Origin of the sequence: Paenibacillus tritici, assembly GCF_013204885.1 — a bacterium.
Classification (GTDB): Bacteria; Bacillota; Bacilli; order Paenibacillales; family Paenibacillaceae; genus Paenibacillus_AQ; species Paenibacillus_AQ tritici.
Genome location: NZ_JABMKX010000004.1, coordinates 48,119 through 72,832, shown reverse-complemented (window position 1 = coordinate 72,832; position 24,714 = coordinate 48,119). Strand labels below are relative to the sequence as shown.

Here is a 24,714-nt window from a genome sequence, read left to right as displayed (position 1 = left end):
AGAATAAGGTTGAGATGTACAGCCACAATATAACGAATGATTATTCTATTATCAGGAAGGAAGATGTTGTAATGACGAAACCATATCCTCTGAAATTTCAGCCGGAGTTCAAAGAGCGTGTCTGGGGAGGACGGGCGCTGGAGAAATTCGGCCTTAATCTGCCGGAAGGCCATATCGGCGAAGGCTGGATGATCGCTGACCATCCGAACGGCACCTCTTCTGTAGTGAACGGCGAGCTGGCCGGGCAAGGTCTGGATGCCATCCGTGAGCAGTTCGGGCATGAGTGGTTCGGCAGCAAGGGTATTACGGAGGATGGCGGAAGATTCCCGCTGCTGATCAAGCTGCTCGATTGCAATGACAATCTCTCTGTACAGGTACACCCTACTGATGATTATGCCGGATTACCGAAGGGCGAACTGGGCAAAACAGAAATGTGGTATGTGCTGGATGCCAAACCGGGCGCCAAAATCATCTACGGCCTGAAGGAAGGCGTAACCCGCGAGATGCTGCAGGAAGCGCTGGAGAACGGAACCGTGATGGACAGCCTGCAGGAAGTGACTGTATCAGCCGGAGACTCCTTCTATATCCCCGCCGGTACTGTTCATGCCTTGTGCGCCGGAGTGGTTGTAGCGGAAATCCAGCAGAATTCCGACACTACATACCGGATTTACGATTACGACCGTCCGGGCCTGGACGGCAAGCCGCGCGAGCTGCATATTGAGGATTCCCTGAATGTTACGGCCTATGAAGGCGCAGGAGCCACTTCGATGAAGACCGATAGCGCAGTGGCCGGCGAATGGCTGCAAATTGCCTCCTCCCCTTATTTCATTGTGGAAAAAGGTGTCGTTGCAGGTGAATGGCAGCTGGCCACAACAACCGACAGCTTCACCATTCTGGTGATCTGCGAAGGCAGCGGCCACCTGATCTGGGATGGCGGTTCCCAGCCTTATGCAGCAGGGGAATGCTACCTGCTCCCTTCGAGCCTGGGCGCTTACAGCATCGAAGGGAAGTCTACCGTGCTGCGTTCTTATCTGCCCTAAGCAGCCGGATGTATCCCGTCGTAACTTGAATATGGGGACGGATCAAATTTTCAACGAAGTACTCTTACGCTAGGATTGCTGAACTTTAACTTTTCAGGAGGACAGGCGATGATAGAGAATACCTTCACAATGACCGATCCACTAGACGTCAAAATCCATGTCTACGAGTGGCTGCCGGAAGCAGGAGCGGATATCCGGGGGATTGTGCAGATTGCGCACGGCATGTGTGAGACGGCCGCTCGGTATGCCCGCTTGGCGTCGGCGCTTACAGGAGCCGGTTATGCGGTGTATGCCAATGACCACCGGGGCCATGGCCTTACCGCAGGCAAGGTTAATCTGCTCGGCGACAGCGGGGAGAACGGCTTCTACTGGATGCGGCGCAATCTCCTGCAGCTTGGGGGCATTGCCCGCTCCCGCCATGAGCAATCTCCTATCTACCTGTTCGCCCACAGCATGGGTTCCTTTCTCGCTCAAAAGCTGATGTGTGAAGAAGGCCATGAAATTTACAGCGGCTTCATCCTCAGTGGTACCAATGGGCCCCGGAGTATGCTGCGGATGGCAGAATCCTTATCGGCCGTGCAGCAGCGGCTGCAGGGAGACCACCATCGCAGCGTACTGCTGAACGGGATTGTCTTCGGCGCTTATAACCGTTCATTTTCTCCGGTGCGGACGGCTTTTGACTGGCTCAGCAGCGATCCCAAGGAGGTGGACCAGTTCATTGCTGATCCGTACTGCGGGGCGATCTGTACCACCCGTTTCTTCCGGGATTTCTTCCATATGCTGCGCGAGCTTCATACCAAGTCCACTCTGCGGACCCTATGCAGTGACAAGCCGGTCTACCTGTTCGCCGGAGAGAAGGACCCTGTGGGGATGAACGGTCAAGGGGTGAAGCGTCTGGCCGAGCTGTACAGGGAACAAGGGGTACAGGACGTAGAATACAAACTATATCCCGGAGGCAGGCATGAGATGCTGAACGAGGTCAACCGGGACGAGGTCACTGCCGATGTACTCGATTGGCTCGCCCGCCACCTGCCTGCCGAATCCATGCGGCTTCAACCTACGGCGGAATAGTCTATGGCGCAGGTGGAGCACAATGCTGATTCATGGCGCTGATTCATGTTGATCCGCATAGATGGTGATAAGAGGCACTCCGCGGTGGAGTGCCTCTTTGTTGGTTTATTTAGCTGTAGCTAGCAAACAAGCTAAGCTCTGCGGTATCCTTAGCCGTAGCAAGTTAAGCTCGACGGTTATCTTTTGCTCACAGCACTAAGTTAAGCTCGACGGTAAGCCTTTTGCTCACAGCGCTAAGCTATGCTCGACGGTAATCCTTTGCTCACAGCGCTAAGTTAAGTTCGACGGTAACCTTTTGCTCACAGCACTAAGTTAAGCTCGACGGTAATCCCCTAGCTTCACTGTACCGCAAAGTCTGCCGCCGACCCGGCAGTAGCGATTATAGGCATTGTTGCACCTTTTGCAGGATTCTCGCCATAGTGGTACCGTAGCAGCAACAAATGCTGCAGTTTTTGCATAATTCCCAACAAATCAGAGCTCTAGCAACACCAGTTGTTGCACTTGGTGCAGGATTCCACCATACCGATAGCTTAGCAGCACCGATTGTTGCAATTCATGCAGGATTTCCAGGCTTCAGCATCCCTGCTAGAACTTGTTTATACGCCGGAAGATCATACGATGAATTATTGACTTTGGTCTTGGAAATATTTAAGCGGTTATATATAATTTCCTCCAGCTCCCTTCTTGCCTCAAGAACCTTCAAAGTTCCTTCTAAGCCCAGGTGACCCCGTCTTAAGCCATAGCCTTGTTTGGTGTAATATTCGACGAATCCTTCCGACCACTCCAGGGGTCTCTCGCGGACCGCTTTATGGAAAGCATGCTCCAGATTATCCTGTTCAACATAAATCAGAAGCGGATTCAATTCCGCTATTATGGCCTCCAGTTCCAGAGGGTAGCTTATAGTGTCTTCCTTGGCTGCATCATGCTTAATCATCCCCATGGTCACAGGGTTCTGTATAAAACAACACTCAAACACATACGTGTCCGGCCTCTGCAAAGCCTGCTCCGCAAACTGCCTCCATCTTGCCGTAATCAGTTCCCTGTTCTGAGCGAGCGGCAATTCATACACATCATTCCGGGCAAAAACATCCATCCATTCCTTTGGCACAAGGGACCCGTATTCATTTAGGATTTTACGGTATTCCACAAGGTAATGGCTGGCCTGATAAGTAGTTCGTGAAGCTAATATATTCCTTGTATTCCCGCTGGTCATCCATAGCTCATCGTATTCGGCTTTGGTAAGGCAAGCGACGCCCTCATAATCCGCCGGATGATCTAAATCCCCCTCCAGAAAGAGCCGGACCGGGATGTTCATCTCCGTAAGAATGTCAGAAATCAGTTGCGCTGTTGTGGATTTCCCGAAGCCGGGTAAGCCCTCGATTAGGACCAATTTAGGTTGCATATATTCGTTCCCCCGTTCACTATTTAGGAGGTTAAGCAGGCAAGAAGCCATAGAGATGCGGTATCCCGGCAACAAAAAAGGATACCCGAAGGTATCCGCAGAAGTGTCGGTCTATGAAGCAAACCTACCCTGCATACCCTGTAAGATTAAAGAAAGTCATGCCTAATAGCATAGTGATCTCCACTATTGCTGATCTGGCATTCTTCCGGTTAATTAATCCTTACAGAGTAGTCCACATGATAGGTGTAGGCTCCTTTATTGGCATCTCGTTAGTGATTTTAACACTGCATAGAGGTAAATCTCAATGATGTACTGTTGAGAATAGCTTAGATTTCAGAGGACTCCCTGTTTTAGTATACTCGCTAATTGAAGCATGCGGTGTTTCTGCAGCTTCCCCTATCAGGGTACGGATAGCCATCCCGTGTCCGGTAATGATCACCTTTTGAAACCCGAGATATTGGTCAATCACCTTCTCCACGCGGCTACTCAGCATTTCCTTGGATTCCCAAGGTTTGGTCTCTCCGGGAGGGTAAACTCCATGGTTAGCATCATAATCGTTCCCCAGCTCAGTTAGCCGCTCCAATGAACCGTATTGAAAGGTTAAGTCCGGCTGCCATTCCCTTAGATCGAATTCAATTCTTATGTCCAAACCCAGTTCCTTGGATAAAATAGCTGCCGTTTGAAGTGCTCTTGTATATGGAGAAGAAACGATAATCTCCGCTGCTTGTAAACGTTCATCCTTCGCGGCCTCGTATACTTGGCGAACCCCCGTATCCGTAAGAGGGACCAGGTCCCGGCCATGCCCCTTCAATTGGTACAGTTCATTAATCTCCCAATCGGGTTCACCATGGCGGATGAGATAAAATTGCGTCATTTAGAATCCTCCAGACCAAATGGAGCATAAAGCTGCCATTCTCCATTCAGGGCAAGCCTGGCCCCCAGCGATGTCACTGTAGTCGGCCAACTGTCAATGTACTGGGTTTTTCGCTTACATTTGGCCCACGCGCCTCCGCAACGCCGAATGTGTTCGGTTTTTCACCTACACGTGGCCTGTGTCTGGTGAGATCAGGTCACTCTTCCCTATAAAGACAAAGCGTAATACTGCGCCCGCTGGCTCTCGTCCTGCTGATACAGGACGACCAGCAGCGTTCGGCCGTCCCTTGCACCCGGATGCGCATCGGCCGGGGCCGGTACGATTCCTTCGGCTATCGCTACTGCTGAATGCATTGCGTCTGCTTGCCCGGCAGCAACCATACCGCCCTCATTCTTGCCGCTCCCGCTAACCGCCATGTGCAGCCTCAGATTCTCTACCAGGCCGCCCGCCAAACCATCGGCGTCTACAGCCGCCGATCCAGCTCCAGCGCCGCCCTCAGCCGCAGCTTCAGTCTGCGGCTCTGCTTCCGCGCCAGCCAAGCCGTCGAACCGCAGCCCGCTGATCGACGCCAGCACCGGCTCCAGCCGGAAGGGCAGCACATCCAGCACGATGAACTTTTGCAGCTCCCGTTCGCTGACACGGGACTTGGCCAGCTTGGCCGAGATCCGCTCCGGCTGCTCCGCAATCTGCTTCAGGTATTTCGCCCACTCTGACTTATCGAGTACATCCTCCCACCAGATCTTGCGCGGCTTGTACTTATGGGCCAGGAAGTAGTCCAGCTTCATCAGGCCGGTGACAATCTCCATGGAGGCCGTGCCACGGTCCGTCAGGAAGTTATGCAGCCGGGTGAACAGATCCTCCAGCTGATGCCCGATCTTCTGCCAGCCCCGTTCTTCCCAGTAGTCACCGAACTCCTGGAAGAAGTCGAACGGGGACGGGAAGACATAGCGGATCAGGTACTTGACGGAATGAGCCAGCCGCTGGCTGTTCCAGTACTTCTCCAGCACATCCTCCAGCCGCTTGAGCCGGATAATATCCGAGAACGGCATCACATGGCTGCTGAGAATCTCGTATGGCGCATGCTCCATATACGTATAGTCGTATTTGGCGGCCTGGGCGCGCAGCCCGGTGCCGCGCAGCATTTTGAGGAAGCCTAACTGTAGCTCCTCCGGCTCCATGGCGAATACATCATTGAAGGTCTTGCGGAAGGTGGCATAATCCTCCATCGGCAATCCGGCGATCAGATCGAGATGCTGGTCGATATTGCCGCTGGCCTTGATCTTCATCACGGTGCGCGACAGCTTGGTGAAGTTCTGGCGGCGCTTGACCAGCTCATTCGTCTCGTCATTCGTGGACTGGACGCCGATCTCGAAGCGGAAGACTCCGGGAGGCGCATTCTGTGCCAGGAAATCCAGCACCTCGGGACGCATAATATCGGCGGTAATCTCGAACTGGAACACGCAGCCCTGATGATTGTCGATCAGGAACTGGAACATTTCCATCGCATAATTGCGGTTGATGTTGAAGGTACGGTCCAGGAACTTGATGACCTTGGCCCCGCCTTCGATCAGATACAGCAGATCGGACTTCACCCGTTCAATATCATAATAACGCACGCCCACCTCAATGCTGGACAGGCAGAACTGGCAGTTGAAGGGACATCCCCGGCTGGTCTCAAAATACACAATCCGCTTGCTCAGCTCCGGCAGATCCTCGGCGAACCGGTGCGGGGTCGGCAGGGTATTGAGGTCGCTTTTGGGACGGGGAGGGTTGACGATCAGCTCCTCGCCTTTGCGGTACGCCGCACCGTAGACGAAATGGTACTTGTGGCCGTCCCGGATCTCCTGGAGCAGATGATGGAAGGTCTCCTCCCCGTCACCGTTCACGATGAAGTCCACTCCGGCTTCCCGCTTCATCCAGTACAGCGGTTCATAGGATACCTCCGGCCCGCCGAGCACAATCTTCACCTCCGGCATCACCTGCTTGAGAATGCCGACCAGCTTGATCGTCTCTTCGATGTTCCAGATATAACAGGAGAAGCCAATCACATCCGGCTGCTTCTGAAAAAGGTCAGACACGATGTTCATCGCGGGATCTTTGATGGTATATTCCGCCAAAAGGATATCCTTGAATTCATGCTCGCTATACGCCTTCAGCAGCCGGATCGCAAGCGAGGTATGAATATATTTGGCATTTAATGTGGCCAGGACGATTCTCATGCCTTATAACCTTCTTTACATGTCATTTTGAAAAAACTCCAGGAAGGCCTTGCCGTACTTCCGGTACTTCACTTCACCGACACCCTTCACCCTCAGCATCTCCGCTTCCGTCTGCGGACAAACCACGCTCATCTCGCGCAGCGTTGCATCATTGAAAATGATGTACGAAGGCACATGCTCGCGCCCTGCCAGCTCGCGGCGGATCAGGCGCAGCTGCTCGAACACCGTCTCGTTGACAGCCGACGGCGAAGTGTCGCGCGAACGGCTGCGGTCCCGCGTGCCGGAGGTGACCAGCGTCCGGGCCACGCGCTGATGCACCTGGCGCTGGCCGCGCAGCACCTCGGCTGCCAGCGGCTGCAGCCGGACCACCGGATACTGGCCTTCAGACAAGGCCAGATATCCTTCCGAGATCAGCATATTGATGATCTCGGTAATTTCCTTCTCGCTGCGGCTGGACATGGCGCCGTGGGTCGGCAGCTTCTCGAAGCCGTATTGCAGCACCTTCTGGTTACGCGAGCCCTTCAGCACGGATGAGACCAGCGCCACGCCGTAGCGCTCCCGCATCCGGTGGATGCAGGAGAAGATCTTCTGCGCGTCTACGGTGATATTCACCAGCTCACGCTCGTCGGTACAGGAACTGCAGATCCCGCAATGGTCATCGTCATGGCTCTCCCCGAAATAGTCGAGCTGCGCACTGCGCAGACAGCGGGTGGTGTAGCAGTAATCAATCATCTGCTGGAGCTTGCGGTATTCATTGGCTTTGCGTTCCGTGTCCTGCGGGTTCTGCTCAATCAGGAACTTCTGGGTCATGATATCCTGCGCACTGAAGAGCAGAATACAATCACTCGGCTCCCCGTCACGCCCGGCACGGCCCGCCTCCTGGACATAAGCCTCCATGTTCTTCGGCATATTGTAATGAATGACATAACGTACATTGGACTTGTCGATCCCCATCCCGAAGGCATTCGTGGCGACCATGACACGGATATCGTCATAGAGGAAGCCTTCCTGGCTGTCCGCCCGCTCCTGGTCGTTCATTCCGGCATGATAGCGCCCGGCTGTAACGCCTGCGGCCTGGAGGCGCTGATAGAGATCATCCACCTCTTTGCGGGTGGCGGCATAGACGATGCCCGGCTGGTGGGCATGCTGCGCCGCATAATCCAGCACGAACTCGCGTTTGTTCTCTCCGCGCAGCACTGACATCGCCAGATTATCGCGGCCAAGTCCGGTCATGAAGACGCCCGGCTCACGCAGGCGCAGCAGCCGGACCATATCCTCCATGACCTCCGGGGTAGCCGTAGCTGTGAAGGCGGCCAGAATCGGACGCTGCGGCAGCTCTTCCACGAACGGGGAGACCGCCAGATAACTGGTGCGGAAGTCATGACCCCACTGCGAGACGCAGTGCGCCTCATCGACAGCCACACAGGAGATGGACAGACCCGCCATTTCCAGGCGGAACCAGTCCAGCTCCAGACGCTCAGGGGCTACGTAGAGCAGCTTCAGTTCACCACGGCGGGCAGCGCGGATGCGATCATTTACTTCTTTACCGCTTAAGGTGCTGTTGATATAGGCCGCCGGAATCCCTGCCGTAGTCAGCGCATCCACCTGGTCCTTCATCAGTGAAATCAGGGGTGAGACTACCAGTGTAAGCCCCGGCTGCAGCAGCGCCGGAACCTGATAACAGATGGATTTGCCGCCTCCGGTAGGCAGAATACCCAGCGTATCGCGGCCTTCCAGCAGATTGTTCACAATTTTTTTCTGGCCCTCCCGGAAATCGGGATAACCGTAATATTTTTGCAGCTCGGCCTGGGCCTGCTCCATTAATGTTCCTTGCATCTCCATAGCTCTTCATACTCCTTAAGACTTTCTATCTTTTAGTTTACCGGGCAACAGGCTGCCAAGCAACCGCCTGAAGCAGATATCCTAGCACTCTTTCAGAGCTTGTTGCCTAGAAATTACATAAAAACAGCAAGATCAAGCAACACTTTATATAGATTCAATCCAATTGCCTGTTAAGGAGGTAACCTATTTGCAAGATTGGAAGGATAAATACACCTCCTACTTACACAAGCAGCAGGCTTCTTCGCCGCAGCCGGCCAGCGGCAGCCAGCTTACAGGCAACCTGAAGACCGATATCCAGGAGCTTCTGGCACGGCTCGGGGAGAACGGCGATCTGGTCGTACGGGACTTTCAGCTCTTCGGAACCCACCAGGCCGCGATGATCTTCTTCTCTTCCCTCGTGAATACGGAGCAGGTCCGTGAGCATGTGCTGAAGCCGCTAATGGCACGCCCCTCTGAACATCCGGGAATGCCGGATCAAGCAGCCGGAATGACCCATTATATCTGGAGCACAGTAGTCCAGGTCACACAAGGGACAACTACGGCAGACCTGTCCAGGCTTCCTCCGGCCGCCGTGAAGGGGGACCTCATTCTGTTGATTGACGGGGTTCCCGAAGCGCTCCACCTGGACATGCGGCAGATCGAGATGCGCGGTGTAGAGCAGCCGCAGACGGAGCAGGTGATCCGGGGTCCCCGGGAAGGCTATGTGGAAAAGCTGGAGAATAACCTCTCCCTGCTGCGCTACCGGCTGCAGAGTACGGACTTCCGGATTGAGATCAGTCCGCTCGGTACGCGTACCCAGTCTAGAGTGGCTCTGTGTTACATAGACAGCCTCGCTGACAGTGCTCTGGTTGCGGAAGCCATGCGCAGAATCTCGATGATTCATACCGACGGCATCCTGGATGCCGGGTACATTGAGCAGTTCATCGAAGACCAGCCCCTGTCCCCTTTCCCGCAGGTGCAGAGCACCGAGCGGCCGGACAAGACCGTTGCCGCACTCCTGGAAGGGCGGGTGGCCATTCTCGTCGATGGCTCGCCGTTTGCCTTGATTGTTCCCGCCCTGTTCAATCAGTTCTTTCAGACGATGGATGATTACACGGAGCGCTTCATTATGGGCAGCCTGATCCGCATCATCCGGCTGATTGCTTTGGCCTGCTCGCTTTTTTTCCCGGCGTTATATGTTTCTGTCATCTCGTTCAACCCCGAACTGCTGCCTACGGATTTTGCGGTGGCCATCTCGGGCGGAAGAGCGGGCGTACCGTTCCCGGCAGTTGTGGAGGTGCTGATCATGGAGGTGTCCATGGAGGTCCTGCGTGAGGCGACGATCCGTCTGCCGCAGATGATCGGCGGTGCATTATCTATTGTAGGCGTCCTTGTCATCGGACAGGCAGCGGTAGGCGCCGGGCTGGCCAGCCCGATCACTGTTGTTATAGTAGCTCTGACGACGATCGGTTCGTTCGCCACCCCCGCCTATAATGCGGCAATTGCCCTGCGAATGCTGCGCTTTCCGCTAATCATCCTGTCCGGTATGTTCGGCCTATATGGCGGCATGATCGGCACGATTCTGATTCTGAACCATCTGTTGTTCCTGGAATCCTTCGGGGTTCCGTATATGTCCCCGTTCATTCCGGGCAAATGGCGCGATCTCAAGGATACTCTGGTAAGGGCGCCGCTATGGTGGATGCGCCGCCGTCCCAGCTTCCTGCATACCCAGGATAGTGACAGGCTGCCCCGCAGTGTTCCGTCCCGGGCGATAGACCAGATTCTCAGGCAGGGAGATGAGAAGAATGAATAAGCCACGCCAGATCACAACGCTGCGCGCGGTAGCCGTGATGAGCAGCACGATTATCGGAGTGGGAATCCTGAGCTTCCCGCGCTATATGACAGAAGCGGGCAACACCAGCGCTCCGTTCGTGGCGTTAAGCGGTGTGCTGATCTCCTTCATCATCTATTGGCTGCTGGTCTCCCTGTGCCAGCGTTTCCCCCAGGAGACCCTGTTTGTGTTCAGCCGCCGGCTGATCGGGCGTCCGCTTGCCGCTGTATTCACCCTGGCTATCATGCTGCTGTTCATTGTGCTGACCGGCCTCACCGTACGCCAGTTCGGGGATGTGGCCACAACCGTGCTGTATAAAAAAACGCCGATAGAAGCAACTATATTCCTGATGCTGCTCATCAGTCTTCTGTCCTCCAGGCGCAATGTTCTGAAGTTCTCTTATATCCATTCTTTCTATCTGCCGCTGATTGTAGGCTCTATTCTGGTCACCATCCTCATCTCGCTCAAAAATGTGGACATGCTCAATCTGCAGCCTGTGCTGATGGCACCTGGCGTTAAGTTCTGGAACGGCGCACGGCAGGCCACCTATCTGTTCCAGAGCTCCTTCGTTGTAGTGCTGCTGATTCCTTTGATGGAGAAGCCGAATCATGCCGTTCGTGCAGGAGCTTGGGCCATCTTCATGTCCGGGGCGGTCTACGTGCTGATTGTGATTGCCTCTGTAGGAATGTTCGGTGCCGAAGAGACCAAGCTGCTAATCTACCCCACACTGGAGATGGCCCGTTCGGCGGCCTTCGGTGAGGGGTTCCTGGAGCGGCTGGATGCTATCTTCATCATCATCTGGGTAATCTCTGTCTTCACGACGATCTATACGACCTACTACATATCAGCTTACCTGCTGCACAAGCTGCTGCGTCTCCGCGACCAGCGTATGGCCTCAAGTGTATTGCTGCCGGTGATGTTCATCCTGGCCATGCTGCCCTCCAATGTGTTCGAGACCTACAGGTGGTCTCTTCATCTGGGCAATGCCGGTATGATAATGATGCTGGGCTATTCGCTGCTCTTATGGACGGTCTATCTGATCAGACGACACGGGAAGAAGGTGCCCTCATGAACAGGCAGCTTCCGCGTACACTCGCCCTGCTGCTCATGCTGGTTATAACCGCCCCGCTGCTCAGCGGATGCTGGGATCAGGTGGAGATTGAAGACCGCGCCCTTGTCCTCGGGTTGTCCATTGACAAGATCTCTGCGGAGGAGGTGCAAATGGAAGACAGAGTCACACACATCCACGACGGCAGTCTGCCGGCTGAGATGATCAGTGTCACCGCACAGATTGCCGTCCCGGGCAGAGTTCCCCTTGGACCCGGCACCGGCGGTGGGAGTGCCGGTGACAGCAAGACCAGTCCCGTCTGGGTGGTGAAGGTCCACGGCATATCCCTCGACGATGCCATGAATAACCTGCAGCAGCAGATTGCCGACCCGCGTTATCTGGTTCACCTGCGGATCGTCATCATCAGCGAGGATATTGCCCGCGGCAGCCTTGCAGAGCTGAATGATTATCTCCGGCGCAATCCGGAAATCCGGCGCCGAACCTGGCTGCTCGTCTCCGAGGGCCGCGCTTCGGCATTTATGGATGTGAATCCGCCGCTGCAGCGCGTGCCTACGCTCTATATTTTGTCGATGATGGAGAAATCGGTCTCCTCCGGCAAGTTCCCCCGCGATTATATCGGCACCTTCTGGTCAGCGGATTCCAAGTGGGGACAAAGCGCCTATCTGCCTTATGTCGCACTGCGCAACAGGGACAATATTCTGATCGAAGGGCTGGCTTATTTCAGCGGCGGCAAGATGGTCAGCAAGACTGCCCCTATAGAGATCGGCGGGTTCATGGCCATGATGGGGATGGACCCCGGCGGGTATTCCACTATGCTCCATACCGGGAACCTGGGAATCGTTATGACCCAGATTAATGAACGCTTCACCCGGACCCGCAGTGAGATCAGGGACGGCAAGCCGCATTTGAGCTATCATATTTTCCTGGAGGGGGATTTGGATGAGCATTACAGCAGCGATATTCCCATCGACTCTCCCCTGAAGCTGCGTGAGATTGAGCGGGATTTCGAGCAGCAGATTCAGACGGTACTGACCCGGCTGGTCAAACAGACGCAGAAGGATCATTCCGATATCTTCGGCATGGGCGAAATGATCAGAAGCCATCATCCGGCCTACTGGAAGGAGCATGTTCACGACAAGAACGACTGGGAGAGCATGTACAGCAGCGTTGGTGTGGATATTAAGCTGACCCTGCATATCCGGAGAGTCGGACTCAAGCATAAATAAGTTCGGCCCCAGTCCAATATCCGTGCAAGGAGGAAGGAACGTATGGTTCGATTACTGGGAAGCATCGCCGGGATGCTGTTATTCTCCGCTATACTCCTGCTGGCTGTAGATGTCAGGATTTACAGCAGCAGAGGCTGGCTCCGGGAGCACAAATACGCCACCATCCTGGCCTGGAGCTACGGCTTCCTCTCCCTGCTCCTTATAATCGGCCTGCTCATTTATGTCTAGCCGTCCCGGCGCCTTCCGTAGTATTTCTTCCCGGCCCATGGTATATTGAGGAGTACAATATTAGAGGACGGAGAATGCAGGTATGAATACACGAAGAACCAGAAGCCAGGGGAATAAGCCCTCTAACCATAAACAGGGAGCAAGATCCGGAGCCACTGCCAAACCGGCGGCCGCGCCCAAATCCTATACGGTAACCGAGCCTGCGGAACTGCTTGCTTTTCTGCTGAAGACGATGACCAGCCGGGGACGCAACTCCATCAAATCCATGCTCTCCCGCGGACAGATTGCTGTGAACGGCAAGCCGGTGACGAAGCATAACCATCAGCTGCATCCCGGTCAGACCGTGACCATTGATCTGGAGAAGCAGGCGGAAGCCAAAGAGATGCTGGGGCTGACCATTGTTCATGAGGATGACGATATCATTGTGATTCAGAAGGATGCCGGCCTGCTGTCCATTGCTACCGGAGAAGACAACGAGCTGACGGCTTACCGCCAATTGATGGAGCATGTCCGTCTGAGCAATCCGAAGAACCGCGTCTTTGTGGTACACCGGCTGGACCGTGATACCTCCGGCGTCATGATGTTTGCCAAAAGCGAAGCGATTCAGCAGTCCCTGCAGAACAGCTGGAAGGAGACCGTCAAGGAGCGCTCCTACGTGGCTCTTGTGGAAGGGGCTGTCAAAAAAGCCGAAGGCACTATCAGCTCCTGGCTGAAGGAGACCTCAACGCTGAAGATGTACTCCAGTCCCCATGAAGGAGACGGGCTGCATGCCGTAACCCGTTATAAGCTAATTCAGGCGAACCGCCACTTCTCCCTGCTGGAGGTACATCTGGAGACCGGACGCAAGAATCAGATCCGGGTCCACATGTCAGACATCGGGCATCCAATTGCCGGTGACAAGAAGTACGGCGCAGAGACCAAGGCCGTCGGCCGTCTCGGGCTGCATGCCCGTGTACTCTCGTTCGTTCATCCGACTACGGGTGAAGTCCTGACTTTTGAGAGTGCAATTCCGAAGACCTTCCTGAAATATACTGCACCTGCACCCACGAACTGATTCCTGGCCGGAAGTGCAGTTGAGCAAGCTTCAATCTAGGTACCCGTACTTTCCCTGTGCGCGGTACCTTTTGTGTCTATACCCAACCACTATTTTTCTGGTCATGGTACAATACAGAGAAACGTAAGAAGGTGCCGCTCTTGTTCCATCCTACTGTCTTTGACAATATTAAAATTGCAATGGAGAACCAGATCTACGACTACGATAACCTGGATGGAATTCTTATGGTCACGGACCGTTCCGATCTGCTCAATCTTGCGCTGATGTCACGGGAATTCAGCCTCGCGTTCAAGCGGACCGAAGGCCATAATGTAACCTCCGAGATTCTGCTGCAGTCCACAGTGAAAGATTTGGGCGATGAAATTCTCGAAACACCGGGCAGTGATCCCGGCTGTAGTCTTTTAATACGCTTTTATATGGAGATTGAGGATGTGAACGTGCAGTGTCCGGCTATCGAAGAGATCCTGACTACCATATGGGGACCCGATTTCCAGCCTGTGCAATCGCTCAGCTTCCGCTACGGGCAGGAGAACGATACGTACAATAACTGTGTAGAGCTGCAATTCAAGCGGCAAATCACGGAAGACCAAATGGAAGATATTCCGAACCTCCTGAAGTTCCTGCTGCAGAGTGCCGAGGAACTGGAAGAGGTATAAATCTGTACACGGGGTGAGCTGCTTATGAAGATCCTGCCTCCTGCCCGGACGGGCCGCTGGCTGGCATGGTGTGCCGGTTACGCGCTGATGGTATGGCTGCTGCTGATTGTGCACCGGTTCGTGCTGCTTGGGGATGATTTCAATCTTACGCTTGGTGTGCGCTGGGCGCTTCTGGCCCTTGTGTTCTCCGGGATCATTAACGGCTTCGGCTGGCTCGGTGCCCGGCTCGTATGGACCTTCTCCACAGCAGGGATCGTGCTTGGGATCTGCCTCATGTATATTTACACCTACCGTGAGATGTCGGGCTGGGAGGATCTTGCGGGTTTTCTTACTTTTCTAATATGTACGGCAGGCGGCTTCGTTCTGGGTCTGATCGTGGAGGGCGGCCGGATGCTGGTACAATATATGCACAGACGCTAAGGAGCTGATGACCCTTATGTCCAATTCCCTGCTGACCAAAAATGCGCTCGCCCGCTCCCTGAAGGACCTGATGGGGCATCTTCCCCTGAACAAGATCACCGTCAAGCATCTGGTCGATGATTGCGGTGTGAACCGGCAGACCTTCTATTATCATTTCCAGGACATCTTTGACCTATTGGGATGGATATACAGAACAGAGGCCGTCGAGAGCATTGCCCAGTACCGCAGCTACAGCACGTGGACAGACGGATTTTATAGAATATTCTGTTATATTGAGAGCAATAAGGCATTCTGCTGTAATACGCTGGACTCCCTCGGACGGACGCATCTGGACGCGTATCTCTATGAGGTGACCCATGATCTGGTGATGGGCGTCATCAACGAGCTGGCGGAGGGAATGAATGTCGGGCCTGCGGATAAGCAGTTTATCGCTAACTTTTACACGCTGGCCTTCACCGGACTTGTGATTCAGTGGATGCAGCAAGGGATGAAGGAGCAGCCCAAGCAGATCATCGGGAAGCTCAGCGTGCTGATTGAAGGGAACTTCCTGAAGGCGCTGCATGAATATGAGAAGGAATTGTCGTAACCTTTGTGGTTGCGGCTTTTTTTCTGCTCAAAAACGTTACACTTTGTTCCATATGTCCAAATTTTATACAGATCCATTGCTTTGATCATACCCTCCGGGCCGTGACAGGATTACACTCGGTTCAGGTCCAGTATTCAAGCAAACCTATGGAGGCGGTAATCAGTGAACAAAGAGTACGGTAACGAGCAGGTATATTTCGTAGGCGGTGGCATTGCATCCCTTGCGGGTGCGGCCTATCTGGTTAGAGACTGCAATTTTCCCGGACAGAACATTCACATTATTGAAGAGATGAAGATCCTTGGCGGCAGCAATGACGGAGCCGGCGATGCACAGCATGGGTATGTCATTCGCGGCGGCCGGATGCTGAACGATGAGACCTATGAGAACCTGTGGGAGCTATTAAGCACCATTCCGTCCATTGATCAGCCGGGGCTGACGCTACGGGAAGAAATCGTTCAATTCGACGAATCCAATCCAACCCGCGGCCAGGCCCGGCTGATTGACAGCGCAGGCGTGGTTCAGGACGTCACCTCTATGGGCTTCGATATGGCAGACCGCCTGGCTCTGGGCAAGCTGATCATTACGCCGGAGCCAGCCTTGGGCACCTTGCGGATTAACGACTGGTTCGGCCCGCATTTCTTCACCACTAACTTCTGGTACATGTGGGCGACCACCTTCGCCTTCCAGCCTTGGCATAGTGCGGTTGAGTTCAAACGTTATATGCTGCGCTTCATGCACGAGTTCCCTAGAATTCAAACACTTGAAGGCGTAACCCGCACCCCATACAACCAGTATGATTCCATCATTCTGCCGCTGCATCAATATCTGGAGCCGCTGGGCGTAGACTTCACCTTGAAATGTACGGTAACTGATCTGGAATTCAAAGAAGGCGACGGCATTACTGTAACAGCGATGAAGGTCGTCCGCGCTGGCGTGGAGGACACGATCCAGGTTCATGAAGGCGACCGCGTCATTGTGACCAACGGCTCGATGACCGAAGGCTCCAGCCTCGGGTCCATGACCTCTGCTCCCGGGATGAACGGTAAGGGCAGCTCATGGAAGCTGTGGGAGACGATCGCCGCGAAGAAGCCGGGTCTCGGCAATCCCTCCTCCTTCGACGATCATGTGGATGAATCCAAATGGGAATCCTTCACGGTAACCTTCCAGGACTCTAAGTTCTTCGACCTTATGGAGAAGTTCACCCGCAACCGGGCCGGAACCGGCGCACTCGTCACCTTCAAGGATTCCAGCTGGCTGATGTCTGTCGTGCTGGCGTTCCAGCCGCATTTCCGCAACCAGCCGGAGCATGTCAGGGTCTTCTGGGGATATGGCCTGTACCCGGACAAGGTCGGCGATTATGTGCACAAAAAAATGTGCGACTGTACCGGCGAGGAGATTATGGAGGAGCTGATCGGACATCTGCACTTCGAGGCGCATAAGGAGGAGATCATGGCTACCGCCAACTGTATTCCTTGCATGATGCCGTACATCACCTCCCAGTTCATGCCGCGCCTGAACAGCGACCGGCCGCAGGTGGTACCTGAAGGCTCAACCAATCTGGCCTTTATCGGCCAATACTGCGAGATCCCGGACGATATCGTTTTCACGGAAGAGTATTCTGTCCGCGCCGCCCGAATCGCCGTCTACACCCTGTTTGGCCTGAACCGTCCGGTAGAGCCGATCAATGCGTACCAGCATGATGTGCGCACCTTGTTCTCCAGTCTGGTGACTTCGTTCCGGTAACAGACCGGAAGTGTGTTCGGTTTTTCGATTACATTTGGCCTACGCGGCGCTCCCAATCCAATTGTGTTCGGTTTTTCGATTACATTTGGCCCACGCGGCGCTCCCAGTCCAATTGTGTTCGGTTTTTCGATTACATTCGGCCCACGCGGCGTACCCAGTCCAATTCTGTTCGGGTTTTCGCCCAAGGGGAGTGGCTCCTGTACAAAAATCAAACCCCCGCTGCATGAATTACATGCGGCGGGGGTTTGATGCATCCATTCGTTGTGTACTCCACTGCCTCTGACCGCAATCAGATACTGCAGGAGCCGTCATCGCAGCCGTCCGCAGCAGCAGCCTTGGACTCCGGCTTGCCAACTACCTGAAGCACAGGCGTATTCTGCTCCTCGGCCCACACGGTGTCCAGCACTTCAGTGAATACCGGACCCGGCTGGGCACCGGACACCGCATATTTATTGTTGAAGACAAAGAAGGGCACGCCGGTAATATTCAACTGCTGGGCTTGCGCAATATCGGCATGAACCTTATCACCATAAGCCTCACTGTCCAGCACGGCGGTAACCTTCGCCTGATCCAGTCCAACCTCGGCAGCCAGCTCAGCCAGCACCTTGCGGTCACCCAGATTCAGAGAATCGGTGAAATACGCACGCAGCAGCCGTTCGGTCATTTGCGGGGCTTTGCCTTCCGTTGCCGCATAGTGGCTCAAACGATGGGCATCGAAGGTATTCGTCGAACGGATCGTATCGAAATTGAATTCCAGTCCCACTCCCTGCGCTTGTTCTCCAAGCTGTGCGTTCATAGCCTTCGCCTTGTCGCGGGTCATGCCGTATTTGCCGGCCAGCAGCTCGTGGATATCTCTCGTCTCATCGATGCGGGCATTCGGGTCCAGCTGGAAGCTGCGGAACACCACCTCCACCTTGTCACGGCCCGGGAATTGGCTCAGCGCGTGCTCCAGCCGTCTTTTGCCGATATAGCAGAACGGGCAGGCATAATCGGACCATATATCAATTCTCATGGAAATTCCTCCTGAAGGGTTTTATTAATTTCTTTCGTGCTTCTTACACACTTACTATTATATAGTTATAAACCGAAAATTACAAACAAACTTTCCGAATGCCTGTATCCTCAGTTCCGGCAAGCGTTCAGGATAAAAGTAAACCAAAGAGGTATATACGTCCGGCATACGGGGCGGGTAAAATTAGAGCAGCTACGATTGTATCTCTAATTAAAAGCGGACGGTCTAACGCGTCCCGAAAGGAGTCAGCGGCATGCATGACCTGTCTATAGTCATTCCTACACGCAACCGGATCAGCGATCTGACCCTCTGCATTGAATCCATCGGCGGACAGACCAGGCTGGAGGATATCTCCATCGAACTGCTGATTGTGGACGACGGCGAGATCGAAGAGCATGTGCTGGATTATTTCCGCAAGGTGCTCGGGCGTCTGCCTGATGCGGAGCTGCGTTATTACCGCAAAACCAAACCCGGCGTCTGGCTCTCCCGCTATGAAGCCCTCGGTCTCATCGACGGTGAGATTCTGCTCAGCTTCGATGACGATGCAGAGCTGGACGATCCGCTCTATATCCGCCGGATGCTGGATACCTATGACTCAGACCCGTCCATTGTCGGGGTCGGCGGGATCGCCAAGGGTCTCTCCAGCAGTAAGTCCGGCAAGCTGCTCGGCAGACTGACCTGTCAAATGTCGGCTTCCCCAGGCAGACTGTCGGCAAGCACGCTGGCCGGTTCCCTGCTGCTGTGGGGGGAGACCGAGAATATATTCGAGACGGATTTCTTCCACGGCTGCAATATGTCCTTCCGTACTTTGGCGCTGCAGGATATGAAGCCCTATCCGTGGATGACCAGCTATGCAGTGGCGGACGACATCTATATGTGCCATCTGGCCAGCAGATACGGTAAGCTGGTTATTAACCCGGAGATGAAGATCCTCCACCATGAATCCCCCAGCTCCCGTGACAAGGCAGGCCGGGTGGCCCGGGCTACCGCAGTCAATCATTATTATCTGCTTAATCTGCGCAAAGCACCCGTTAAGAATTATGCGGCTCTGCTCTGGACTCTGACCTATCTGACGGGAAAAGCTACCCTGAAACGGAATTTCAATGCCGTCTCAGGCTATGCCAGCGGAATTCTGTTCGTACTCAATCCCCGCAAGGACAAATACAGGGAATTCATGCTTGATTAGTTAATCCTCATGCGGTATAACCGAAGCCCAGAATGGTGAAGCATTTGTCCTGATCCCCAGGCGCCATTCTGATCTCGACTACATGCTCCCGGCTCTGTTCATTCTGATATAGAATCACCGCGTTGCAGTGTGTCCAGCTATTCACATGCGGATCAGCGGTCAGGACCCGCTTGCCGTCAACCCAGACCTCCGCTTTGCCAAAATCAGGGCTGCCCGAATCCTTGAAGACCAGGATCAGGTTCTTGCTGGCCAGCGTCAGCCTGAAGCCGGCCTCACCTGAGGACGCCGTGTGCAGCCAATTATGCGGAAATTGCGGAGATCCGAAGTGATCGGCATCCATCTCCACCTGCTGCAGATCCTCATCCGTTCCGTGGAAGCCGCCTGCTGCAATCTCAATCAAGGCAGCCTCAGTACTCAGATCACTCTTGCGGTCCAGCAGCCGGATGCGGGCAAAATCATGACCAAACACCGGTAACCCAGCCGTCCAATCCTCTTCCTCGCTTCTAAGCGACCGGCTAATCTCAGCGAACAGGTAACCCAGAGCATCCGCCATTACCCGGTGCCCGTCATTCGTAGGATGGTAGATATCGTAGAAAAATTGCCGTTTCGAGATGATATTCCCTTCTGCCTTGCTGAGCCGGAACTGCCCGGTCACCGCATCTTTGATGCTGACCATCGGGAGATTATAGCGCCTGCCCACAGGAGAGAGCCGTTCCTGCAGGTTCCAGTCATTCACAAATACACTGAACAGCAGGATTACGGCAGGCTGGTTCGGGGCGGACAGGATTTTGAGGCACAGGCTCTCGAAGCAGTTGCCCTTCGTCTCATCCCCCTCGTCATTCACTGCAAACTCCACGATTACGATATCCGGTGCTACAGCGCCATCCTTCAGCACATCCCGCTCATAGCGGATCACCCCAAGCTCGGAGGGCGTTCCGCCAACCCCGGCCTTGACGAAATGGATGTTCTCTCCTCCACCCTTGCTGAACAGCTCCTTAAATCTCAGGTAAGACTGATAGGCATAACATTCGGTATGGATCGGCTTAGCACCGGCCCCCTGAGTGATGGACCCGCCAATATAGGCAATAGTCACATTCTCGCCGTTCGCCGCCTTGTCTATCGCCTTCTTCAGCCGCCGGTTGTTGCCGGTATGAAACAGAGACTTCGCAATCATCTCACGGTACGGCTGGGAATCGAAGTCAACCGGAGGTTCCGCTGTAAGCTCAGGCGCAGTATACCCGTCATTCAGATAGAGGACAATGCTCGCCATTGCCAGCTCCCCTTCGCCGCCAAATTCAAAGGCATATTTGCCGGGAGCCGTATCCTCCTCAGACCAGGCGATCTCATCCAGTACCAGCAGCACCTCTGTGCCATCCCCCGGACAGACGACGCGGTGCTGTGTTCCTGTCTCATATTTGCTGGTTCTGCCCCAATTCTGCATAAGAAAAGAGACCTCTTCCCCTTCTCTTGCGGTCTTCACGGACACTCCGATGCTATGCACCAATTGGCGGAAGCCGGCCCAGGTTGTGAGCATCGCCAGCATCTGTTCATCCGTAACCCCGCCTATGTACCTGGCCTTATCAATAAGATAGTTCCCTTCCAGATAGACCTCCTCCGAAGGCTTGCCTTCCGCCCTGGCGGTCGCCTCTATCGCTGTTTCAAACATGACGAAGAAGCCGTCCCGCCGCTGCACCGGATCTTTGGGAGCTGCCGGCCCCTCCTGACTGTTAAGTTCATTGCTGCTGTTGTACTCCTCCACTTCGCTCACCCTCCTCTCATGTTATTGCAGAATTCCGGTTGAAATGAACAGAATCATATGCTCTTTGATCCGGTCCTGGTCCAGCGGGTCATGGGATTTATTCCATTCTGTGGTCAGAGCCAGGTACATACGCAGAATCATAAATGCGGCAACACTGGAATCGCAGGGCTTCACTTCTCCGCTGCCGATAGCCGCCTCAATCTGCTGCTGGAGGAACTCCAGCGCGTATTCTTCCATCCGCTTAACCCCTTCTAGTGCCTGGGCCGTACCGATATCCCGCACCTCCTGGGCCAGCTTCACGAACAGCTCATGATCTGAACGGAATTCCAGAATGGAATCCAGCAGATTGAGCAGCTTATGGACAAAGGTTGTTTGCTCCGCAGCTACACGGCTCATCACCGACCTTAATTCGGAGGTAGCCTTGTCCAGAATTTCCTCGAACAGTTCTTCTTTTGTTTTGAAAAAGGTATAAATCGTACCTTTGCCCACATTGGCGATTCTGGATACCTGATCCATAGTCGTAGCTTTATAGCCAAATTGTACAAAGGACAAGGTTGCTGCCTGCAGGATCAACGCCTTGCGGTCAATGGACATGGGTGAAGCTCCTTTCCTATCGGGTTCAGCTATTGCTTAGGTACCAGCAATTTACCATGTCAACGGGAAGAAGACAATATTCCCAGACAATATTCTACCTGCTGCTCCCTCCCTGCAAGCGGCTCTTCTGCACAAAATGTCATCAAATGAGTATCCATTGCCATTCTTTCTGGGGTATGATAGTAAAGATGCAACCACGAAACTAATTGTATGGATGGTGGAATATGTCTGAAATCAAAAAAACATCTAAGAACAAAAAAACCGTTGTAATTCTGGCCGTTCTCGTCCTTGTTATCGCTGCGGCTGTGGTAATCTGGCTTACCCTGGGCAACAAGGGGGAAGACAGCCCGGCTGCTACGGCAACCCCTGGCGGCGCAACGGCCTCTAAGGATGGCGATACGAAGTCCCTGGAACAGACGTTTTATATTTATGGTACGGTCGTGAATATCAAGGTGTTCGGCGATACGGTAGCGCAGAAGAATATGGATGATATCCAGGCCATGCTGGAACGGATGGACACGGAGTTCAGCCGTACCAAGAAGGACGGGGAATTATACGCTGTGAATCAGGCAGCCGGTAAGGAAGCCGTTGCCGTGTCCGATGAAACACTGGATATTGTGAAGCTCTCCCTTAAATACGCCGAAGAAATGGAGGGGCTGTACGATCCGACGGTCGGACCGCTTGTAGATCTCTGGGCAATCGGCGAAGGCGGGGAACATGTGCCCGATCAGGCTGCCATTGATAAGGCCCGGAGCCTGACCAACTACAAGGATGTTATTGTAGATGAGGCTGCGAAGACCGTTAAGCTGGCCAAAGAAGGCATGGTGCTGGATATGGGCGGAATCGGCAAAGGTTATGCGGCTGACCGGATCGCAGACTATCTTAAGGCTGAAGGCCTGAACAGCGCGATGATCAATCTCGGGGGCAGCAGCATTATCGCCCTTGGCAACAAGCCCAATGGCTCTCCGTGGAATATCGGCCTGCAGGACCCCGATCAGAGCCGCGGCAGCCAGCTGGGAACCATTAAGGTTACCGATGAGGTGGTTGACGCGTCCGGGGTATATGAGCGCTTCTTCCTGCAGGACGGGGTACGTTACCATCATATCCTGGACCCGCGTACAGGCTTCCCTTCCCAGAACGGACTCAAGAGCATTACTATTATGAGTCCGAATGCAACCGATGCGGACGCTCTGTCTACCGGCGTGTTCCTGATGGGCCTTGAAGACGGCATGAAGTATCTTGAAGCACTGCCGGAGAAGGTCGATGCCTTCTTCATCACAGATGACAATAAGATTTATGCCACCGCCGCCCTCAAAGAACGGCTGAATCTAACCGATCCGACGTACAGCTTCGCGAATTAATACCAACACGAACAGAAAGCAGCGTTTCCCACTAACGGGGATCGCTGCTTTTTAACGTTTGTGTATTCATCCTGCCTATAATAGCCTTGGAATATTTGGGGATACTACCTTTGATAATTACGATTGGGGGCTGCTTGATATGGGAAGAGATCAGAAAACGACACCGTCTTTACAGCACATCCTTCAGCAATTTGACCAATGTGCTGATCTATCCCGGCGGAACTTCCCGGAGATACGGGTCGATATCGTCTATTTCCCCCACTTGGTAAGCAGCAAGCTTCTTACTGATGAAATTCTGGAACCTTTTGCAAGGCCACAAGGCGATAAGATAGAACAACTGCTGGAACAATCACAATTTGTTTTTCAGGCGGATGTTAAAAAGGTAGTGGTTGGCATACTGGGGGGCAGTGTGGCCATTTTCCATATGGATCAGGTCTATATGCTTGACGCTTACGGGCCTGAAACCCGGAGCTTAGTGCAATCCGAAACGGAGACTATTATTACCGGACCCCATGATTCTTTTGTGGAATCCGCTAGTACGAATCTGTCTCTAATCCGGCGGAGGATCAAAAGTTCACATTTAAAAGTGATCCGCTGCTCTGTAGGCGAGATCTCCAAAACCGATGTGTATATCCTCTATATTAAAGGAATTGCTAATCTGGAGTACGTGGAGGAACTGCAGAAGCGTATTCAAAGAATAGAGATTGATGCGATCAATGAAGGTGCGATGTTAAGCCAGTTCATTGAAGATAACCCCAATTCGGTATTCCCGCAATTTCTGACGACAGAGCGGCCGGATGCTGCTGAATCCAAATTGGAGGGCGGCAAAATCATTACGATTATTGATAACAGCCCTACCGCTATCAGTGCTCCGGCTTCTTTTTTTGAATTCTTCTCTTCCCCCGATGATTATTATCAGCGCTGGGCTTTGGGAACGGCACTGAGACTGTTAAGATATTCGGCTCTGCTTATAACGATCATATTCACAGCGATGTACGTGTCCATAACCACTTATCATTATGAGATGATTCCGGAAGCCTTGCTACGGACCCTGGCTGAATCCAGAACCAGAGTTCCGTTCCCCCCTGTATACGAAGCGTTGCTGATGGAAACCATGATTGAGCTGTTAAGAGAGGCGGGAGCGCGTCTTCCGACCAAAATCGGACAAACCATCGGTATTGTAGGCGGGATCGTGATCGGGCAAGCCGCGGTCCAAGCCGGATTAACCAGCAATATCCTGATTATTGCCGTAGCTTCTTCAGCGATTGCCTCATTTGTAATTCCCAGCTATATGATGAGCGCTTCCATCCGTCTGGTTCGTTTCGGGCTCATTATCCTGGCTGGAATATGGGGAAATATGGGGTTGTCGATGGGAGTAGCATTGCTTATCATCCATCTCTCGAGCCTTACCAGTCTCGGCTCTTCTTACTTATCCCCTGTTGCACCTATGAAAGGTACAGATTGGAAGGATGTATTCATCCGCGCTCCGTTTGCACTGCTCAAGACCCGTCCGTCCCAGACCCGGACACCTAATACTATCAGGCAGAAAATGAGAAAGTAGG

At 53.7% G+C, this 24,714-nt stretch carries 22 protein-coding genes; 14 read left to right on the top strand and 8 right to left on the bottom strand.

Features of this window, described 5'->3' with window-relative positions:
- Positions 1–71: 71 nt before the first annotated feature.
- Complete coding sequence (locus tag HQN87_RS07975) at positions 72–1,040, top strand: type I phosphomannose isomerase catalytic subunit (protein ID WP_173130407.1); 969 nt, start codon at positions 72–74, stop codon at positions 1,038–1,040.
- A 108-nt stretch (positions 1,041–1,148) separates the two neighbouring features.
- A complete protein-coding gene (locus HQN87_RS07970) occupies positions 1,149–2,111 on the top strand; it encodes an alpha/beta fold hydrolase (protein WP_173130404.1) in 963 nt (320 codons plus the stop codon).
- A 553-nt stretch (positions 2,112–2,664) separates the two neighbouring features.
- On the opposite strand, the gene HQN87_RS07965 is transcribed toward HQN87_RS07970, so the two are convergent.
- From HQN87_RS07965 to recQ, 5 genes are all read right to left on the bottom strand, one after another.
- Positions 2,665–3,513: a P-loop NTPase family protein gene (locus HQN87_RS07965; protein WP_173130401.1), complete on the bottom strand. Its 849-nt coding sequence runs from the start codon at positions 3,511–3,513 to the stop codon at positions 2,665–2,667.
- Between the two features lie 301 nt (positions 3,514–3,814).
- Positions 3,815–4,387 carry a histidine phosphatase family protein gene (locus HQN87_RS07960; protein WP_173130399.1) on the bottom strand — a complete coding sequence of 191 codons (573 nt, stop codon included), beginning with the start codon at positions 4,385–4,387 and terminating at the stop codon, positions 3,815–3,817.
- Complete coding sequence (locus HQN87_RS33195) at positions 4,384–4,536, bottom strand: nucleotidyltransferase family protein (protein WP_173131360.1); 153 nt, start codon at positions 4,534–4,536, stop codon at positions 4,384–4,386. Before HQN87_RS33195 ends, HQN87_RS07960 begins: the two co-directional genes overlap by 4 nt.
- 57 nt (positions 4,537–4,593) lie before the next feature.
- A complete protein-coding gene (locus HQN87_RS07950) occupies positions 4,594–6,606 on the bottom strand; it encodes a B12-binding domain-containing radical SAM protein (RefSeq protein WP_173130397.1) in 2,013 nt (670 codons plus the stop codon).
- A 15-nt stretch (positions 6,607–6,621) separates the two neighbouring features.
- Entirely contained in the window at positions 6,622–8,448 is a 1,827-nt protein-coding gene (gene recQ, locus HQN87_RS07945) for a DNA helicase RecQ (protein ID WP_173130394.1), read from the bottom strand.
- Between the two features lie 187 nt (positions 8,449–8,635).
- Between recQ and HQN87_RS07940 the strand changes: the two genes are divergently transcribed.
- From HQN87_RS07940 to HQN87_RS07900, 9 genes are all read left to right on the top strand, one after another.
- Positions 8,636–10,240, top strand: a complete 1,605-nt coding sequence (locus HQN87_RS07940) for a spore germination protein (RefSeq protein WP_173130391.1) — start codon at positions 8,636–8,638, stop codon at positions 10,238–10,240.
- Complete coding sequence (locus HQN87_RS07935; RefSeq protein ID WP_173130388.1) at positions 10,233–11,330, top strand: GerAB/ArcD/ProY family transporter; 1,098 nt, start codon at positions 10,233–10,235, stop codon at positions 11,328–11,330. Before HQN87_RS07940 ends, HQN87_RS07935 begins: the two co-directional genes overlap by 8 nt.
- Entirely contained in the window at positions 11,327–12,553 is a 1,227-nt protein-coding gene (locus tag HQN87_RS07930) for a Ger(x)C family spore germination protein (RefSeq protein WP_173130383.1), read from the top strand. The genes HQN87_RS07935 and HQN87_RS07930 overlap by 4 nt, the downstream gene beginning before the upstream one ends.
- 42 nt (positions 12,554–12,595) lie before the next feature.
- The gene (locus HQN87_RS07925; RefSeq protein WP_173130380.1) at positions 12,596–12,781 is read left to right on the top strand and encodes a CLC_0170 family protein; all 186 of its coding nucleotides are present in this window, start codon (positions 12,596–12,598) and stop codon (positions 12,779–12,781) included.
- 82 nt (positions 12,782–12,863) lie between these two features.
- A complete protein-coding gene (locus HQN87_RS07920) occupies positions 12,864–13,835 on the top strand; it encodes an RluA family pseudouridine synthase (RefSeq protein WP_173130377.1) in 972 nt (323 codons plus the stop codon).
- A gap of 140 nt (positions 13,836–13,975) precedes the next feature.
- Positions 13,976–14,491 carry a hypothetical protein gene (locus tag HQN87_RS07915; RefSeq protein ID WP_173130374.1) on the top strand — a complete coding sequence of 172 codons (516 nt, stop codon included), beginning with the start codon at positions 13,976–13,978 and terminating at the stop codon, positions 14,489–14,491.
- A 24-nt stretch (positions 14,492–14,515) separates the two neighbouring features.
- Positions 14,516–14,911: a hypothetical protein gene (locus tag HQN87_RS07910; RefSeq protein WP_173130370.1), complete on the top strand. Its 396-nt coding sequence runs from the start codon at positions 14,516–14,518 to the stop codon at positions 14,909–14,911.
- 16 nt (positions 14,912–14,927) lie between these two features.
- A complete protein-coding gene (locus HQN87_RS07905) occupies positions 14,928–15,497 on the top strand; it encodes a TetR-like C-terminal domain-containing protein (protein ID WP_173130367.1) in 570 nt (189 codons plus the stop codon).
- 162 nt (positions 15,498–15,659) lie between these two features.
- Positions 15,660–17,240: an oleate hydratase gene (locus tag HQN87_RS07900; protein WP_173130364.1), complete on the top strand. Its 1,581-nt coding sequence runs from the start codon at positions 15,660–15,662 to the stop codon at positions 17,238–17,240.
- Positions 17,241–17,529: 289 nt separating this feature from the next.
- Here HQN87_RS07900 and HQN87_RS07895 read toward each other — a convergent pair whose 3' ends face one another.
- Positions 17,530–18,252, bottom strand: coding sequence for a DsbA family oxidoreductase (locus HQN87_RS07895; RefSeq protein WP_173130361.1), 723 nt, complete (start codon positions 18,250–18,252; stop codon positions 17,530–17,532).
- A 253-nt stretch (positions 18,253–18,505) separates the two neighbouring features.
- On the opposite strand from HQN87_RS07895, the gene HQN87_RS07890 reads away from it, so the two are divergent.
- Positions 18,506–19,438 carry a glycosyltransferase family A protein gene (locus HQN87_RS07890; protein ID WP_173130358.1) on the top strand — a complete coding sequence of 311 codons (933 nt, stop codon included), beginning with the start codon at positions 18,506–18,508 and terminating at the stop codon, positions 19,436–19,438.
- A 7-nt stretch (positions 19,439–19,445) separates the two neighbouring features.
- Here the strand turns inward: HQN87_RS07890 and HQN87_RS07885 are convergent, their stop codons facing one another.
- On the bottom strand, positions 19,446–21,104 hold the full coding sequence (locus HQN87_RS07885; RefSeq protein WP_173131357.1) for an SGNH/GDSL hydrolase family protein: 1,659 nt from the start codon (positions 21,102–21,104) through the stop codon (positions 19,446–19,448).
- A gap of 114 nt (positions 21,105–21,218) precedes the next feature.
- Positions 21,219–21,791, bottom strand: coding sequence for a TetR/AcrR family transcriptional regulator (locus HQN87_RS07880; RefSeq protein ID WP_173130355.1), 573 nt, complete (start codon positions 21,789–21,791; stop codon positions 21,219–21,221).
- A 224-nt stretch (positions 21,792–22,015) separates the two neighbouring features.
- On the opposite strand from HQN87_RS07880, the gene HQN87_RS07875 reads away from it, so the two are divergent.
- Together HQN87_RS07875 and HQN87_RS07870 are read left to right on the top strand one after the other, a co-directional pair.
- A complete protein-coding gene (locus HQN87_RS07875; protein WP_173130352.1) occupies positions 22,016–23,152 on the top strand; it encodes an FAD:protein FMN transferase in 1,137 nt (378 codons plus the stop codon).
- A gap of 139 nt (positions 23,153–23,291) precedes the next feature.
- Positions 23,292–24,713, top strand: coding sequence for a spore germination protein (locus HQN87_RS07870; protein WP_173130349.1), 1,422 nt, complete (start codon positions 23,292–23,294; stop codon positions 24,711–24,713).
- The last annotated feature ends 1 nt before the right edge of the window (position 24,714 follow it).